Source organism: Mesorhizobium sp. B2-4-19 (genome assembly GCF_006441315.1).
Lineage (GTDB): Bacteria > Pseudomonadota > Alphaproteobacteria > Rhizobiales > Rhizobiaceae > Mesorhizobium.
This window is the reverse complement of record NZ_VFUV01000017.1, coordinates 46,916-63,222: the sequence shown is the minus strand read 5'-3', so window position 1 is coordinate 63,222 and position 16,307 is coordinate 46,916. Positions and strand designations below refer to the sequence as shown.

The following is a 16,307-nucleotide window of genomic DNA, read 5'->3' as shown; positions in this document are numbered from 1 at the left end:
CTCTCATACCACCGGCAGTGTGATCTCGAAGCGCGTGCCGCGCTCGCTGTCAACCAGCCGGATCATACCATCATGCACTTTCAGGAGGGCCAGCACGATGCCGAGGCCCATGCCGGTACCGCCGGTGGAGCGCCGCGTGGTGAAGAAAGGCTCGAAGACGCGCGCCCGGTTGCTCGGTGAAATGCCGGCGCCGTCATCGCCGACCAGAACTGTCGCCTTGCCGCCGGCGCCTGTCGCGGTGATCGAAACCAGCGTCGCGCCGTGCCTGGCGGAGTTGTCGATGAGATTGGCAAGCACGATTGCCGCGTTCTCGGCCGAGATGCGCAAGGCGAGATCGCCGCCCGCCTCGACGCGGACCGCCAGCCTGGTGTCGGCGGGCAGCAGCGCCAGCGCGGCACCGATCGAGGTGCTTTCGCCGCTCGGTGCAAGATTTTCGGCTTTCGTCAGATCGAGCAGCCGCCGCACCAGCAGGTTGAGCCGCCCGGCATCGGTGACGATGTTGTTGGAGAAGCGCCGCCGCTCCTCGTCATCCATCGTGCTGCCGGAATCGCGCAGCAATTCGGCCGCGCCCTGGATCGCCGTCAGCGGCGATTTGAGCTCGTGCGAGACATGGGTGGCGAAGGTCTGGATCGAGTCCGAACGCGCCTGCAGCCTTTCGGCCATGTCGAGGAAGGCGGCGGACAGCTCGGCCATTTCGTAGGTGCCATGATGGTCGAGCGGCCGGATCGCGTCGCGCTCGCCGGCGGCGATGCGCTGCGTGCGGTCGATCAGCGCATAGATCGGCCGGCTGACCGTGCGCAGGAACACCAGGCCGATCAGCAGGGTGCCGCCAAGGATGGCGATCGCCGCCAGGGTCACCTTGCCGCGTTCGCCATAGAGATGCTTGATGATGTTGTTGGGTGTCCGCGAGACATAGACCACGCCGGCGACCTTGCCGTCGACGGCCACCGGCAGGGCGACGAAGACCCGCACCTTGGTGCCGCGGCTGACCGAATAGAGCGGTGGCGTCGGCTGGTCGAGAATGCGCAGCCTGAGCGCGCTGGCATAGTGGCCGCCAAGGGCGGTTCGCACCTCATCGACCTCGCCAAGCGACTGCCCGACCTCGCCGCGCCCGGCAATGACGACCCCCCGGGGATCGAGCAGCCGGAAGCCGGCCAGCGTGGTTTTCTGCGTGGCGTCGAGAATGCCGGACAGGCGCGTGCCGATTGCGGCGAAGGCCGGATCGGCGGTGGCGGACATGGCGGCCGGCCGGGTCGGAAGCACGGCGTCGGAGGCGAGATCGAGGCGCGGCTCGATCGGCCGGTACGGGCCGTCGGGATTGGCGGCTCGGCTGGCGCCGCCATCGGCCTGCGGCATCGGCGCGCCGAGTTTGTCCGGGGGAATGCCGGCGCCGCGCACCTCCTGCGCATAGATGGCGGCGATGGCCGCCCCTTGCGCGATCAGCTCCGCCTCGGTCTGGCGGATCAGCTGGTTCTCGTAGAGGCGGAAGAAGAACAGGCCGACCAAAGGCAGCGCCATCACCATGATCAGGATGGCGACGACGACCGTGGCAAGCCTTGGCCGCCATTTGCGGCCGATCCATTTGCTGGACGTCGTCAGCCGCATCGGCCGAGCCGGAAGCCGACGCCATGCACGGTCTCGATGGCGTCCAGGCAGCCCATCGCCGCCAGCTTGGCGCGGATGTTGCGGATATGGCTGTCGACGGTGCGGTCGGCGACATGGATCTTGCCGGCATAGGCGTTTGCCATCACCGCGTCACGGTCGAGCACATGCGCCGGCCGCGCCAAAAACCCTTTCAGGATCGAGAACTCGATCCCCGTCAGGGCAAGCGGCTTGCCGTCGAAGGCGGCGGCGTGGCTGGCCGGCGCCAGAGTGAGCTTGCCATGCGAAAACTGCCGGTCGTCGGCCGCTTCGGCCGACGCCGGGCGGGCGCGGCGCAGGATGACGTTGACGCGGGCGACCAGCTCGCGCGGGCTGAACGGCTTCGTCACATAGTCGTCGCCGCCCATTTCGAGCCCGAGGATGCGGTCGATCTCCTCGTCGCGCGCGGACAGGAACAGCACCGGCACGTCCGATGTGTGGCGCAGCCGCCGGCAGACCTCCAGCCCGTCCATCTCCGGCATGCCGATGTCGAGCACGACGAGGTCGGGCGCCCGGCGCCCGATCTCCTGCAAGGCGGCGGCGCCGTCGGACACCCCAAGCGTCTTCATGCCGGCCTTCTCCAGCGCGAAGCAGATCACTTCGCGGATATGCGGGTCATCGTCGGCGACGAGGATGTGATGCGGCATCGGTCAGCGGCCCGGCGAGGAAGGTTGCGAAGGCTGAGGAAGCACGAGCGACCCCTTGCTGTCGAGATAGGCAAGCAGGCGCCGGTCGCGAAAGCTCCAGGCCCGCCAGTTTGCCTGGACGGCTCGGTACCAACCCTCGTCAATGCCACGCAGTCTCACAAGTTCGCGTGTGGCGCCGGCCTGAGCGGTCTTTCCCTGATGATCGAAGAAACGGTCGAGCGCTGGAAACGCGCCCGGGCCGAGCGAGCGCACGTACCAAGCGTCGAGGGGGATGCCCTGGCCGGTCATTTCGAAGGAATGGTCGACATTGTAATTGGCGATCGTCGCGGCGAAATTGATGAAACAGCAAGCATAAAGCGTCAGGGATAACGTCAGAAGATTGGCGGAGGAGAGCCATTCATTGGATTTTCCGAGCGCGATGCGGGCGATGATCAGCGCCAGCCCTGCCGCCACCAGCCCCATCCAGACGAAAGCCGCGATGCGCCAGTAGGTCAGCGCATAGATGCCGACATAGAGGTCGAGCCGCAGGATCGACGAGATGACCAGCATGATGTTCTGCGCCACCCAGGCATAGACCAGCCGGCGGATGACGGGGTCACCTGAGGTCTCGCTGCCCGGCCTGAGCGCCGCCAGCACGAAACCGGCGGCAAGCAGTGCGGTGACAACAAGGGGATAGGCGCCGCGATGCGCGTAAGCCGCGTAGCTCAGACCGTCGGGAAGGGCTGCCCCGCCCCACAGATAGGTGGCATCGAGCCCGGTCTGCAGCGCAAACAGCACGTTGAAGACGATCAGCGCGCGCAGGATGGCGGCCTTGCCGAACACGATGTCCTCGATGACGTGGCTTTGCGGATTGATCGCCGCCGCGGCAAGGGCATGGGTCGGCCGGGGCCTGCGCCGCGAAAAGCGCGGCAGGCGTGGCCGCAAAAAGGCCCAGACGCCGGCGAGCGCGAACAGCCAGAAGGCGATGCGCGCCAGCTGGATGAGGTCGAGCAGCTTCATCAGGTCGATCAGCGACAGCCAGTGGTCGATGACCGGATTGGCGGCGCCGAACAGTGCCAGGAACACGGCGCCCAGTGTCAGCGGCATCACCCAGACGGCGATCGTCGCCAGCCGCACACGTCGCCCGCCAAACCGGCGCGCCGTCTTGCGCCAGCGGATGAAATCGCGGACGAAGCGGAACGGCGCCGCAAGCCCGAACAACGCGATCTGGCCGGCAATGCGCGCCATGCCGTGCCGCAGCCGGCCGCTGAGCGAAAGCGAGAACACCACCAGCGCCGCAAGCGCGATCGAGACGGACAGGAGGCTGACATTTTCGGCGAGCGGCAGCAGCGCGACAAGCAAGGCGGCGGGCTTGAGCCAGACCCTGATGTCGCTGAAGGCCGTGGGATGCACGGCCACGACCGCGGCGGCGATCAGGATGGCGAACAGGAAGGCGGCGATGCCGGCGGGCTGGCCGTAGAACAGGAAATCCGCCAGCACGACCAGCAGCACGGCAACACCGAAGCGGCTGCAATAGCTTGGCGCGAAAAATGACGTCATGAACTGACCCTCGCGATGGCGTCCAGCCGGACGGCCGGCGGACGCTTGCGGGCGAAAGGGATGAGGATCGCCGCGGGATCGGCGGGCGGCGGATCGACCAGCCACCAGCCGTCGCTGCGCAGGCGCTGTGGCACGGACCAACGGGGTTTTGCTCGCTTGTGCATGCCGCCTGTTTCGCAGGCCGGCAGGGAGGGGGCAGGGCGGATCCGAGGAGCTTTTCCGCAGGCCTGTGCAGTTTTCGTGCAGGGCTGACCCATCATTCGGACGTCGGAGCCACCTCTTGCCGGCCGTCGTTCGAAGGCCAAGCGGCTTTTCGTCCGCTCTGTAGACTGCTCCTTAACGCCCCGGGGCGAAGGGCACCGAGCTTCTACCTCCCCTTTGTGGGGAGGTCGGACCGCAGGTCGGGTGGGGGCCGGCGCCGCGCCCCACCCCGCTGCTTCGCAGCGACCCTCCCCACAAGGGTGAGGATGGGCGCACAGCCCCAACGCTTGCCTCGACCGACCCCAGGCGGCATAGATCGGATATGACCGAATCCTACCGCCCGCGCCGCTCGGTGCTCTATATGCCGGCCTCCAACGACAAGGCGCTGGCCAAGATCGCGCTTCTGTCCTGCGACGCAATCATCATCGACCTCGAGGACGCCGTCGCGCCGGCCGACAAGATTGCCGCCCGCGAAAAGCTGCCCGCAATCTTCGCCAGCCGCCCGGCCGCCAACCATCTTGGCCATCGCTGCGAGATGGTGGTGCGCGTCAATGCACTGGCCAGCGAATGGGGCGGCGACGACCTCCTGGCCGTGGCGAAAGTCGAGCCCGACGGCATCCTGCTGTCCAAGGTCGCCACGCCGCGCGACATCCTCGAAGTCGGTGACGTGCTCGACGACAATTTTGCCCCCGATAGCGTGAAACTCTGGGCGATGATCGAGACGCCGAAGGCCCTGCTCAACATCGGCGCCATTGCCGAACTGGGCCGCGACCCGGCCTCACGGCTCACTTGTTTCGTTGCCGGAACGAATGATCTGGCCAAGGACACCGGTGCGCTCGTGACGCCGGACCGGCGCTACCTCGTGCCATGGCTGATGCAGATGGTGCTGGCCGCGCGCGCCGGAGGCCTCGACATGCTCGACGGCGTTGCCAACGATTTTCGCGACCTCGACGCGTTTGCCCGTGAGTGCGCGGAGGGGGCCGCCATGGGCTTCGACGGCAAGACGCTGATCCATCCGGCCCAGATCGACGCCGCGAACCGCGCCTTCGCGCCCTCGCCGGAGGCGATCGCCGAGGCACGCGCGGTGAAAGATGCCTTTGCCCTCACGGAAAACACGGACAAAGGCGTGATCGCGCTGAACGGCAAGATGGTCGAGCGGCTGCATCTGGCACAGGCCGAAAAACTGCTGGCGAAGGCGGCCGCCATCGGCGCATGATATAAACCCATGCTCGCGGGCTATGCGCACTTACGACAGGACTTGGGACATGAAACTCTACCGCTTTCTCACCGGCCCGGACGACGCCAGCTTCTGCCACAAGGTGACGGCGGCGCTGAACAAGGGCTGGCACCTGTTCGGCTCGCCGACCTACGCCTATGACAAGAAGGCCAAGACCATGCGCTGCGGCCAGGCGGTGGTGAAGGATGTCGACGGCCAGGAATATGGGCCGGATACCAAGCTCAGCGACTGGTAGGGACCAGCAGCCTTCCTCTCTTCGTCATCCTAGGGCGGAGCAAGGAGCGAAGCGACGCGGCGCAGACCCTAGGATCCATGCCGTGACGTTGGTCGTAGAATGCGGCAGATCAGAACGGCGCTTGTGCGCGCATCGACACTGGCTACGCTAGAATGATGACCGGCTATGTCTACATGACGGCGAGCCAGAAGCGCGGCACGATCTACATCGGCGTTACCAACGATCTTGGCCGTCGCGTGCCGGAGCACAAGGCTGGACAGGGCTCAAATTTCACCAGTCGCTACGGCGTGCAACGCCTTGTCTGGTACGAAGAGTATTTCGATATCACCGATGCGATCCAACGTGAGAAGTCCCTGAAACGTTGGCCACGCCTATGGAAGATCGAGCTGATCGAAAAAGCTAATCCTGAATGGTTCGAACTCTTTCGCGGAACTGGGTGGTGAGCGTTTTGCACCGTCGCAACGCGCCACAGTCACGGCATGGATCCTAGGGTCTGCGCGCGTCGCTTCGCTCCTTGCTTCGCCCTAGGATGACGAAGGTTCGAGGCTATTCCGCAGCTTCTTCGATCCGCTCCATATCATCATCCGACAGGCCGAAATGGTGGCCGATCTCGTGGATCAGCACATGGGTGACGATGTCGCCGAGCGTCTCCTCGTTTTCGGCCCAGTAGTCGAGCATGGCGCGGCGGTAGAGCGTGATGCGGTTCGGGCCTTCGCCGGTCTGCGGGTTCCAGCGCTCGGCGATGCCGCGGCCCTCGAACAGGCCGAGCAGGTCGAACGGCGTCTCCAGCGACAGGTCGTCCATGACCTCGTCGGTCGGGAACTCGGCAATCTGGATGACGATCTCGCCCGTCAGCTTGCGAAAATCCTCCGGCAGATGGGCGTAGGCCTCCAGCGCCAGGAATTCCATCTCCTCCATCGAGGGGGCGAGTTCGCCATGCCAGGTGCGGGTCTTGTAGATGCGGGCCATGCTTTGTCCTTTGACCCGGCATATAGGCTTTCGCACCGGGCGAGGCAATGAAGCGGCAATTCCTGCCGCGGCACCTTTGCCCATGCCGAGGAATCGCGTAGGGGTCGGTTCCGGCCGTCTCCTGGGGAGTTCTCATGCCGGACCTTTCCACCATCGGACTTTTCGTCATTGCCTGCCTCGCTCTGACCGCGACGCCAGGGCCGGACATGCTGCTGATCGCCTCCCGCAGCGCCAGCCAGGGGCGCGCCTCGGGCCTGGCGACCTATGCCGGCATCGCCGCCGGCACTTATTGCCACGCGCTGGCCGCCGCCTTCGGCCTGTGCACGCGGTTCCGGCGGGCGCCGCAGATCCTGCTCGGAACCGTATTCGCGGGCCTGGCTGCACGGCTGGCTTTCGGCGGCCAGCGCTAAAGCGCGCGTTCGCAGGAATAAATTCCTTGTGACTCTGCTTGACTCTTCCGTCACCCTCTGGAATCCTAGGGAACATAACAGGAACAATTGTGAGTGGACACTAACCGTCATGGCGATATCAGCCGTGGCGCGGGAGACTGTTTTTGCCCTGCGCCGCCAGATCGCGAAGATCGAGGGAACGCTGCCCGAACGCCTGCAGGCGCCGGCTGGCGCGCCGCTTGATGCCGACGCCAGCGCCGATCTCACGATCGTCCGGCGCGGTCTTGCCGCGGCCTTGCCGGATGCCTTCCTGCCGATCGGCATCGATCCCCTCGATGCCGCCCTGAGCGGTGGGCTGCCGAAAGCGGCGCTCAGCGAAATCCATGGCCTGGAAACCCGCGATGCCGGAGCCGTCGCCGGCTTTGCCCTGTCGCTCGCCAGCCTGATCCTCAAGCAGGCGCAAGGGCTGCCGGTGTTGTGGATCGGCACCACGGAGATCTTCCGCGAGGCGGGTTTTCCCTATGCCAGGGGACTGCAGGCCTCCTTCGGCATCGGGCCTGAGCAATTGCTGTTTTCCGAGGCGCCGAAACTCGTCGATGCGCTGTGGGTCGCCGAGGAAGCAGCGAGGATGACGGCGCTCGCCGCCGTCATCCTCGAAATCCGCGGCAACCCGCAGCGGCTCGACCTGACCGCGACGCGCCGGCTGCATGCGAGGGCGCAAAGTGCCGGCCGCCCCGTATTCCTGCTGCGGCAGGCGGCCGAGCCGGAACCGACGGCGGCGCCCGTCCGCCTCATCGTCTCGCCGGCGCTGGCCGTGCCGCGCGAAACCGTCGCCGGGCCGCTCGCCGGATCGATCGGCCGCCCGGCCTTCACCATCAGCATCGGCAAGAGCCGCACGGCCCTGCCTGGACAATTCACACTGGAGTGGAACCCCGATGAACGCGTATTCGACGAAAGAAGGGGCGAAGAAGGACGGACAGGCCGGGCAAAGAATCCTGTCTCTGTGGTTTCCCTATCTGGCGGCCGAAAGGATCCTGCGGCAGCGCCTGGGGCGGTCCTGGCGTTCCCGGCCCCAAGAGCACCCGACGCCATCTCACCCGCCACTGGTGATCAGCCACCGCCAGGGCAACGCGCAGCGCATCTCAGCCCTCGACGAGCGGGCTGAGGCGCTGCACCTGAAGCGCGACATGGGCATTGCCGACGCGCGTGCCATGCATCCGTCGATCGATATCGTCGAGGCCGATCCGGAGGCAGACCGGCGCCTGCTCGAAGGCCTTGCCGACTGGTGCGACCGCTACACCCCGCTGGTGGCGCTGGATGGGGCGGACGGCCTGTTTCTCGACGTCACCGGCTGCACCCATCTGTTCGGCGGCGAACGCGCCATGCTGGACGACATCCTGTCGCGCTTCTTGCACCAGGGGTTCGATGTCCGCGCCGGCCTTGCCCCGACGCCGGGCGCGGCCTGGGCGGCGGCGCGCTTTTGCGGCGACCGCATCGTCAATGGCGGCGAGGAGGAAGCGCTGCTGGCGCCTCTGCCGCTCGCCGCACTGCGCATAGCGCCGGAAACCCGCGCCAGCCTGGAAAGTGTCGGCCTGCGCACGGCGGGCGCCGTCATGGCCGCACCGCGCGCGCCGCTTGCCCGCCGCTTCGGCGCCACCTTGCTGCTGCGTCTCGACCAGGCGCTTGGCCGTCTCGACGAAGCGGTCTCGCCGCGCCTTCCCGTGGCGCCGCTTTCGGTCGAGCGGCATCTCGCCGAGCCCGTCACCCTGACCGAGGACATCGAGCGGCTGGTCGGCCTGCTGGCGACGACGTTGAAGAGCGATCTCGAACGCCGCGGCGAGGGCGCGCGGACGCTGGCGCTGCTGCTCTTCCGCGTCGACGGCGCCGTCAGCCGCATCGCGCTCGGCACCTCGCGGCCGATGCGCGATCCCCGGCTGATCCAGAAACTGTTCCATGAAAGGCTGGCCGCCCTCGATCAGGACATCGACGCCGGCTACGGTTTCGATCTGGTGCGGCTTTCGGTGCTGGCGGCCGCCGCCTTCGACATGGCGCAGGCCGATCTGACGGGCGAGGTGACCGATGACGGCGCCGACATCGCGCTGTTCGCCGACCGCATCCGCGCCCGGCTCGGCGAGGGCGCCGTGCTGCAGCCGGTCGCGGTTGAAAGCCATCTGCCGGAGCGCGCCGTCGCCATCGTCCCCTTCAGCGAAGCGCCGCGCCGGACCACGCCGCCGAAGAGACCAGACAGGGTGCGGGCGCCCACAACCATCTTTCCGCCGGAACGGCCGATCCGGCTGTTTCGCGCGCCCGAGCCCATCGAGGTGCCGGCCACCGAAATGCCGGAGGGTCCGCCGCTGCATTTCCGCTGGCGGCGCGCGCTCTACCGCGTCACCCGCGCCGAGGGTCCCGAACGCATCGCCGCCGAATGGTGGCGCCAGGCGCCAGGCGACGCCGCGGCATCGACACGCGACTATTTCCGCATCGAGGATGCCGACGGCCGCCGCTACTGGCTCTACCGGCAAGGGCTTTACGGCGGCTCGCAAGCCGCGCCGCGCTGGTTCATGCACGGGGTCTTCGCATGAACGCGCTGACCGTCATTCCCTATGCCGAGTTCGGCATCCAGTCGAATTTTTCCTTCCTGCGCGGCGCCTCCAAGCCGGAGGAGCTGGTTGTCGCGGCCAAGCTCATGGGTTTCTCGGCGATCGGCCTTGCCGACCGCAACACGGTGGCCGGCGTGGTGCGCGCCTGGCAGCAGGCCAAGGTCGAAAAGCTTGCCTATCACCCTGGCTGCCGGCTGGTTTTTGGCGACGGCACGCCTGACATTCTCGCCTATCCCAGGAACCGGGCGGGCTGGGGGCATCTGTGCCGCATGCTCACCCAGGCCAATCTGCGCGACGAGACCGAAAAGGGCGCCACCCTTCTCCAGCGCGGCGACCTGCTCGAATGGGGGGATCTGATGTCGCTGGCGGTCATGCCCGATCTGGCGGCGGGCGCGCAGGACTGTCTTGCCTTGCTTGGCCAGATCAAGGACCGTTTCGGCAGGGCCCTGCGCCTTGGCGTCTCGCCCTGTTATGCGGGCAATGACCGTTTCCGGATCGAGCAGGCAGCGGCGTTTGCCCAGAGCACCGGCATCCCGCTGATGGCGACCAACGATGTCCTCTACCACACCGCCGAACGCCGCCCGCTGCAGGACGTGCTGACCGCGATCCGCCTCAACACGCCGGTCGCCGAGGTCGGGCTGGAACTCAGCGCCAATGCCGAACGCCATCTGAAGCCGCCGCTGGAAATGGCCCGCCTGTTCCGCAGGCATCCGCAGGCGCTGGCCGAGACTTTGCTGTTCGCGCAAGAGCTGACCTTCTCGCTCAGCGATCTCCAGTACAATTACCCCGACGAGCCGACGGAATCCGGCCTCGGGCCGCAGGCAGAGCTGGAAAGGCTGGCGCGGGAGGGGGCGGCCAGGCGCTATCCCTCAGGCGTGCCTCACGCGGTGATCAAGCGCATCGAGGAAGAGCTCGCCCTGATCGAGCGCCTCAACTACGCCCGCTATTTCCTGACGGTTTACGACATCGTCAAATACGCCCGCAGCCAGGACATTCTCTGCCAGGGGCGCGGTTCGGCCGCCAATTCGATCGTCTGTTTCTGCATCGGCATCACCGAAGTCGGGCCCGATCGGATCGACACGCTGTTCGAGCGCTTCATTTCCGAGGAGAGGAACGAGCCGCCCGACATCGATGTCGACTTCGAGCATGAGAAGCGCGAGACCGTCATCCAGTACATCTACGAGAAATACAGTTCCAAGCGCACCGCGCTCGCCGCCGCCGTCATCAGCTATCGCGGCCGTTCGGCGCTGCGCGAAGTGTCGAAGGCGATGGGCCTGTCGGAGGATGTCCGGGCGTCCCTGTCCGGCTCGATCTGGGGCTGGTCGACCTCGGAACTCGGCGAGAAGGAAGCCCGCGCCGGCGGCCTCGACCGGAGCGACCCCACATCGCGCCATGTGATGGAACGGGCCAATGAGATCATGGGCTTCCCCCGCCACCTCTCCCAGCATGTCGGCGGCTTCGTCATCACCAGGGACCGGCTCGACGAGATCGTCCCCATCGTCAAGACGGCGATGGACGAGCGCAAGATGGTCGAATGGGACAAGGACGATCTCGACGCGGTGAAGATCCTGAAAGTGGATGTGCTGGCGCTCGGCATGCTGACCTGCCTGCAGCGCGCCTTCACTCTGCTTAAGGACCACTATCCAAAAGCCCTGGATCCCTATGGCCAACCCTATGTGCTCGCCACCTTGCCGCCGGAAGACAGGCGCGTCTACGACATGATCGGCCGCGCCGACACGCTCGGCGTCTTCCAGATCGAATCGCGCGCCCAGATGTCGATGCTGCCGCGCCTGCAGCCGAAAACCTTTTATGACCTCGTCATCGAGGTGGCGATCGTGAGGCCGGGCCCGATCCAGGGCGATATGGTGCACCCCTACCTGCGCCGCCGGCAAGGCAAGGAGGAGGCCGAATATCCAAAGCCGGAGCTGAAAGAAATCCTCGGCAAGACGCTCGGCGTGCCGCTGTTCCAGGAACAGGCGATGAAGATCGCCATCGTCGCCGGCGGCTTCAGGCCGGGCGAGGCCGACGAACTGCGCCGCGCCATGGCCACCTTCAAGCGCACCGGCACCATCGGCAATTACCGCCAGCGCATGATCGACGGCATGGTCGGCAAGGGCTACACCAAGGACTTCGCCGAGCGCTGCTTCAAGCAGATCGAGGGTTTTGGCGAATACGGCTTTCCCGAAAGCCACGCCGCCTCCTTCGCCTTGCTCGTCTATGCCTCCTGCTGGTTCAAGACCTTCTATCCCGACGTGTTCTGCGCCGCGATCCTGAATTCGCAGCCGATGGGGTTTTACCAGCCGGCGCAGCTGGTGCGCGACGCGCGCGACCATGGCGTCGACATCCGCGAGGTCGACGTCAATTATTCCGTCTGGGACTGCACCCTGGAAAAAGCGCCGTTCGATCCGGCCCGCATCCTGCCGCGCCATGGCGATATGCGTGGTGTTATCGAGACGAACCATGCGGTGCGGCTCGGCTTCCGGCAGATCAAGGGTCTTTCCAAGGAACGCATGGGGGATTTCGTAAAGCGGCGGGGTTCAGGTTACGAAACCGTCCGTGACCTCTGGCTGCGCTCCGGCCTCGATGTCGACGAGATCGAGCGGCTGGCGCAGGCCGATGCCTTTCGTTCGGTCGGCCTCGACCGCCGTGCCGCGCTTTGGGAAGTGCGCGCGCTGGGCGCCAGGAGTGCGGCCGAAAAGCTGCCGCTGTTCGACCAGCCGGCACTGCGCCTGCGCGAGCTGGAGCCGGAGACGAAGCTGCCGAAGATGCCGCTCGGCGAGCATGTCATCCACGACTACCGCTCGCTCGGCCTGTCGCTGAAGGCGCATCCGATCGCCTTCCTGCGCGAGCGGCTCGACCGCGCCGGCGTCACGCCCAATGCCAACCTGCCTTCGGTACGCGACGGCAGGCGGGTTTCCGTCGCCGGCCTCGTGCTGGTGCGGCAGCGTCCCGGCAAGGGCAATGCGATCTTCCTGACGCTGGAGGACGACAAGGCGGTCGCCAACGTCATCTTCTGGGAGCGGACCTTTAACCGCTTTCGGCCGATCGTCATGGGCGCGCGCTTCGTCAAGGTCACCGGCAAATTGCAGTCGGAATCCGGTGTCATCCATATCGTCGCCGAAAAGATCGAGGATCTGACGCCTTGGCTGACCGTGCTTCTGGAGAAGGTCAGCGGGGCCGGAGCGCCGGGCGCTTCCCCTCCAGCCGCGAAAGCAGAGGCTCCGGATCGCGACAGCCGACCCGCGATACGCAACACGCCGGTCGGACAGGACCTCGCAACGCTGTCGGAAGAGGCGGAAAGCGTCATGCCCAAGGGGCGTAATTTTCAGTAGGGCTGTCGCACTTGGCGATTCGTCGGCATTTTGGCGGCGGGCCAGGGTATGTCGAGATTCAGGTCAGGCCGAGTCGAAAACGGTGGGTTGCGAGAACCGGAGCGGAGCATACTTTTCGTACGTGAGCCCCGGAAGCGCAGCAACCCATTGTTTGCAGGCCGGCATCACCTGAATATCGATATACCCTAAGAAGGCCCACCCAACTTCGGCGGCGCCAGCACATCCTCCGCCGACAGCGTCCGCGCCTCGGAGGGCAGCATGATCGGGATGCCGTCGCGCACCGGATAGGCGAGCTTGGCGACCCGCGAGATCAGTTCGCCGCGCTCCGGATCCCAGGCCAGCGGCCCCTTGGTCAGCGGGCAGGCCAGGAGTTCCAGCAGCTTGGGATCGACACCGATCTTCTTTCCGTCACGCCCATCCGCCGCCACTCTATTGCCTCCTGACCAACTATCGAAGATGTGCTGATATTCAGGTGATGCCTGACCTGAATCTCAACACATCTTACTGCAAGCTCGAGCCGAAATCCTCATTCTCGCGCGCCAGCGCCATTTCGGTGATGGCGATCAGCGTTTCGGCGCGCGTCTTCAGGTCGGCGGCTTCGAGCAGCGCCTGTTTCTCGGCCGGACCGTAGGGCGCCATCATCGACAGCGCGTTGACCAGCATGGCATTTTCGGCGCGGCTGACGCTTTCCCAGTCGGCCTCGAGGTCATTGGCCTGCAAATAGGCGCGAAACGCCTTGAGCAGAGCCGGCCGGTCGATCTCGTTGGCCGCCGGATCGTCGTCGAGATCGGCGAGGAAGGGCGCCGGCTTTGCCTGGCGAAACGGCGTCTTGACCGTCAGTTCATGGGCGATGCGGAAGCGGAACACGCCCTGCAGCGAAATCAGGTAACGGCCGTCGCCGGTTTCGGAGAAGGCGATGATGCGGCCGGCGCAGCCGACATTGCACAGCTCAGGCTCGCCATCCTCGCGCAGCGCGCCGTCCAGACGGGGCTGGATGACGCCGATCAGCCGCGAGCCGGCGACCGCTTCGTCCACCATCTGCAGATAGCGCGGTTCGAAGATGTTGAGCGGCATGCGGCCACCCGGCAGCAAAAGCGCGCCCTCGAGCGGAAAGATCGGGATCGTCGACGGCAGATCCTTGGCCAGCCGGTAATGCGCGTTTCCCGCTTGCACCACATTCCTCCGATCGACTTCATTCACCGCCCGCCGCCGGGATCGTCGGCTTGGCCGAAGTCAGCTTCCTAATCTGGCGCGGTCGCCGCCGACCACAAGCCCGTGCGACGAAACAGCCGCCGGCTCAGGAAAACAGCAGCGCCGACAATTTGCGCCGCGCGGCCAGCGTCGCCTCGTCGGTCATGCCCCAGGCTTCGAAAAACTGCAGCAATTGCGTCCTGGCGCCATCCTCGTTCCAGCCGCGGTCGGCCTTGATGATGGCCAGCAGGTTGTCGGCTGCCGCCGTGCGTTCGCCCCTGGCATTCTGGATCATGGCCAGGTCGAAACGCGCCTGATGGTCCTTGGGGTTTTCGGCCAGGCGGCGCTCGAACTCGGCCGGATTGCCCAGTTCCGCTGCTTGCGCGGCCAGCGCCATCTTGGCGCGCAGCGCGGCGAGAACAGGCGCGTCCTTCTTGGCCTCGGGCGCCGTTGCCAGCAAAGCCTCGGCGCCTTGCGCGTCGCCGGCCTCGAACAGCAGATCGCCCAGCCCGGCGATCGCCTCGATCGTCTCCGGCGCCTGCGCCAGGATGGCGTCAAAAATCTCGGCGGCGGTCTGCATGTCGCCGGCCTCGCGCGCTTCCGTCGCGGCCGCCAGCGCCTCGGCCACGGCCGGGGCGCCATTGCCCTTGCCGCCGACCTTGGTGATGAATTCGGTGATCTGGCTTTCGGGGATGGCGCCCATGAAGCCGTCGACCGGCTGGCCGTCCTTGAAGGCGATGACGGCCGGAATCGACTGGATGCCGAGCTGGCCGGCGATCGAGGGGTGATCGTCGATGTTCATCTTGACCAGCTTGACCTTGCCGCCTGCGGCCCGGACCGCCTTTTCCAGCTGCGGCGTCAGCTGCTTGCAGGGACCGCACCACGGCGCCCAGAAATCGACGAGCACCGGCTGGCGGCGCGATTCCTGGATGACGTCGGCGGCGAAGGCGGCGGTCGTGGTGTCCTTGATGACATCGCCAGTGGCAGCGGGGGCGGGAGGCGCGGCATCGCCAAGCGCGACCTTTGCCGGCGCGGCTGCGGTTCCGCCATACTGAACGGTGGTGGCATATTGGCCGCCACTGCTGCCGAATGACCCGCCAAACGGCTTGTTGTCGCTCATCTCGTCACCCTTTCGGTCGCGCCGCCGGCCCGGGGGTCGGCGCCATGTCATTGGAAGTCGGTTTCGCCATGCATGTGGCGATCATGCCGAGACTTTCAAGATAGCAGCATCATGCCCGGTTGCCTCGACGAATCTGATGAGATCGGCCGACGCGATCGAGGTCGTCGCCTCATTGGTCAGCGGATGGGCGTTGATGACGGCATGCGCCATCAAATCCTCGCCGAGCACCAGCTTGACCCGGTGCGCCGTGTCGTTGATGACGCCGAAGACCGTGACGGCGCCCGGCGAGACGCCCAAAAGCTCCATCAGCATCTCCGGCTTGCCGAAGGAAACCCGGCTGGCGGCGCCGATCAGCTGGTGGATCTGCTTGAGATCGACGACCGCGTCCTCGTCGACGGTGACCAGGAAGAAATTGTCCTTCTTGTCCTTCAGGAACAGGTTTTTGGTGTGCCCGCCGGCGATTTCGCCGCGCAGCGCCTGCGAATCGGCGACCGTATAGAGCGGCGGGTGGCGTTTCGTCGAAACGGCGATGCCGAGTTCGGCGAGAAAGGCAAAAAGTTCGGCTTCGGTCTTCGGCATCGATCGTCTTCTTCGTCGTTTTCCGCCTTGCCGTTTACGGCCAATGCGGTGGCCGACACAAGGCCATCGCACGGCAGGCCGATGAAATCCCCGCGCCGCGGGCGGTTTGCCGGCATCGTTTGGCATGTGGAAAAAAGCCTGCGATTTCCCTGTTGCAATCGCCGCGCTCTTCAGCCATATAGGCGCGGCTTGCGGCCAAGACGCCGTGTGAGCGGGTGTAGCTCAGGGGTAGAGCACAACCTTGCCAAGGTTGGGGTCGAGCGTTCGAATCGCTTCACCCGCTCCAGTTTCCTTCAGGAAGCCAAGTGTCGAAAAGCCGCGGAACTCCGCGGCTTTTTCGCGTACTGGAACCGAGATGGGCGGAGGTAACAGCGACCTGTGTGGGCGCAGTTTTACAGTCAGTTTTACAGCAGCCGTTCATTCTTTGGTCCTGTCGAGCTGGCGAACAATCGCTTGTGTGGCCGCTGAACGCGAGACATATCGACGAATGATCTTTTCCACTCGATCCTCCTCCCAAGCTAGGATTTCGGCGATGACCCTGAACGAGCGCCCCGCCAATAAAATGTAGGAGCCGCCGTTGCTCTTAAATCGTGGAAGCGGCGCAAATCATCATGCAGCCCTGCGTCC

General features: G+C 65.8%; 15 protein-coding genes and 1 tRNA gene. 8 read left to right on the top strand and 8 right to left on the bottom strand.

Annotated elements, in window-relative coordinates; all coding sequences use genetic code 11:
* Positions 1–3: 3 nt before the first annotated feature.
* The 3 genes from FJ546_RS24285 to FJ546_RS24275 are packed head-to-tail and all read right to left on the bottom strand — an operon-like array spanning position 4 to position 3,827.
* On the bottom strand, positions 4–1,605 hold the full coding sequence (locus FJ546_RS24285) for an ATP-binding protein (protein WP_140891634.1): 1,602 nt from the start codon (positions 1,603–1,605) through the stop codon (positions 4–6).
* Entirely contained in the window at positions 1,596–2,288 is a 693-nt protein-coding gene (locus FJ546_RS24280) for a response regulator transcription factor (protein ID WP_140891633.1), read from the bottom strand. The genes FJ546_RS24285 and FJ546_RS24280 overlap by 10 nt, the downstream gene beginning before the upstream one ends.
* A gap of 3 nt (positions 2,289–2,291) precedes the next feature.
* The gene (locus FJ546_RS24275) at positions 2,292–3,827 is read right to left on the bottom strand and encodes a DUF4173 domain-containing protein (protein ID WP_140891632.1); all 1,536 of its coding nucleotides are present in this window, start codon (positions 3,825–3,827) and stop codon (positions 2,292–2,294) included.
* A gap of 523 nt (positions 3,828–4,350) precedes the next feature.
* Here FJ546_RS24275 and FJ546_RS24270 point away from each other — a divergent pair.
* The 3 genes from FJ546_RS24270 to FJ546_RS24260 all read left to right on the top strand — a co-directional run bounded on the left by FJ546_RS24270 (position 4,351) and on the right by FJ546_RS24260 (position 5,943).
* On the top strand, positions 4,351–5,244 hold the full coding sequence (locus tag FJ546_RS24270) for a CoA ester lyase (RefSeq protein ID WP_140891631.1): 894 nt from the start codon (positions 4,351–4,353) through the stop codon (positions 5,242–5,244).
* Positions 5,245–5,293: 49 nt separating this feature from the next.
* Positions 5,294–5,500 (top strand): DUF1737 domain-containing protein, encoded by a 207-nt coding sequence (locus FJ546_RS24265; RefSeq protein ID WP_027047555.1) that lies wholly within the window; start codon positions 5,294–5,296, stop codon positions 5,498–5,500.
* 155 nt (positions 5,501–5,655) lie between these two features.
* On the top strand, positions 5,656–5,943 hold the full coding sequence (locus tag FJ546_RS24260; RefSeq protein WP_140891713.1) for a GIY-YIG nuclease family protein: 288 nt from the start codon (positions 5,656–5,658) through the stop codon (positions 5,941–5,943).
* Between the two features lie 103 nt (positions 5,944–6,046).
* Here FJ546_RS24260 and FJ546_RS24255 read toward each other — a convergent pair whose 3' ends face one another.
* The gene (locus FJ546_RS24255) at positions 6,047–6,469 is read right to left on the bottom strand and encodes a metallopeptidase family protein (RefSeq protein WP_140891630.1); all 423 of its coding nucleotides are present in this window, start codon (positions 6,467–6,469) and stop codon (positions 6,047–6,049) included.
* Between the two features lie 134 nt (positions 6,470–6,603).
* Here FJ546_RS24255 and FJ546_RS24250 point away from each other — a divergent pair, with 134 nt between their 5' ends.
* The 4 genes from FJ546_RS24250 (at position 6,604) to FJ546_RS24235 (ending at position 12,790) form a co-directional block, all read left to right on the top strand.
* Entirely contained in the window at positions 6,604–6,879 is a 276-nt protein-coding gene (locus FJ546_RS24250) for a LysE family transporter (protein ID WP_281405659.1), read from the top strand.
* A gap of 109 nt (positions 6,880–6,988) precedes the next feature.
* The gene (locus FJ546_RS31720; RefSeq protein WP_140891629.1) at positions 6,989–8,023 is read left to right on the top strand and encodes a hypothetical protein; all 1,035 of its coding nucleotides are present in this window, start codon (positions 6,989–6,991) and stop codon (positions 8,021–8,023) included.
* The gene (locus tag FJ546_RS24240; RefSeq protein ID WP_140891628.1) at positions 7,965–9,440 is read left to right on the top strand and encodes a DUF6504 family protein; all 1,476 of its coding nucleotides are present in this window, start codon (positions 7,965–7,967) and stop codon (positions 9,438–9,440) included. The genes FJ546_RS31720 and FJ546_RS24240 overlap by 59 nt, the downstream gene beginning before the upstream one ends.
* The gene (locus tag FJ546_RS24235; protein WP_140891627.1) at positions 9,437–12,790 is read left to right on the top strand and encodes an error-prone DNA polymerase; all 3,354 of its coding nucleotides are present in this window, start codon (positions 9,437–9,439) and stop codon (positions 12,788–12,790) included. Before FJ546_RS24240 ends, FJ546_RS24235 begins: the two co-directional genes overlap by 4 nt.
* Before the next feature lie 185 nt (positions 12,791–12,975).
* Here the strand turns inward: FJ546_RS24235 and FJ546_RS24230 are convergent, their stop codons facing one another.
* From FJ546_RS24230 to FJ546_RS24215, 4 genes are all read right to left on the bottom strand, one after another.
* A complete protein-coding gene (locus FJ546_RS24230) occupies positions 12,976–13,218 on the bottom strand; it encodes a Trm112 family protein (protein WP_140891626.1) in 243 nt (80 codons plus the stop codon).
* A gap of 73 nt (positions 13,219–13,291) precedes the next feature.
* Positions 13,292–13,963 (bottom strand): LON peptidase substrate-binding domain-containing protein, encoded by a 672-nt coding sequence (locus FJ546_RS24225; protein ID WP_027047556.1) that lies wholly within the window; start codon positions 13,961–13,963, stop codon positions 13,292–13,294.
* Positions 13,964–14,087: 124 nt separating this feature from the next.
* Complete coding sequence (trxA, locus tag FJ546_RS24220) at positions 14,088–15,101, bottom strand: thioredoxin (protein WP_140891625.1); 1,014 nt, start codon at positions 15,099–15,101, stop codon at positions 14,088–14,090.
* A gap of 81 nt (positions 15,102–15,182) precedes the next feature.
* Complete coding sequence (locus FJ546_RS24215; protein ID WP_140891624.1) at positions 15,183–15,680, bottom strand: prolyl-tRNA synthetase associated domain-containing protein; 498 nt, start codon at positions 15,678–15,680, stop codon at positions 15,183–15,185.
* 211 nt (positions 15,681–15,891) lie between these two features.
* On the opposite strand from FJ546_RS24215, the gene FJ546_RS24210 reads away from it, so the two are divergent.
* Positions 15,892–15,966: transfer RNA gene (locus tag FJ546_RS24210), tRNA-Gly, on the top strand.
* The last annotated feature ends 341 nt before the right edge of the window (positions 15,967–16,307 follow it).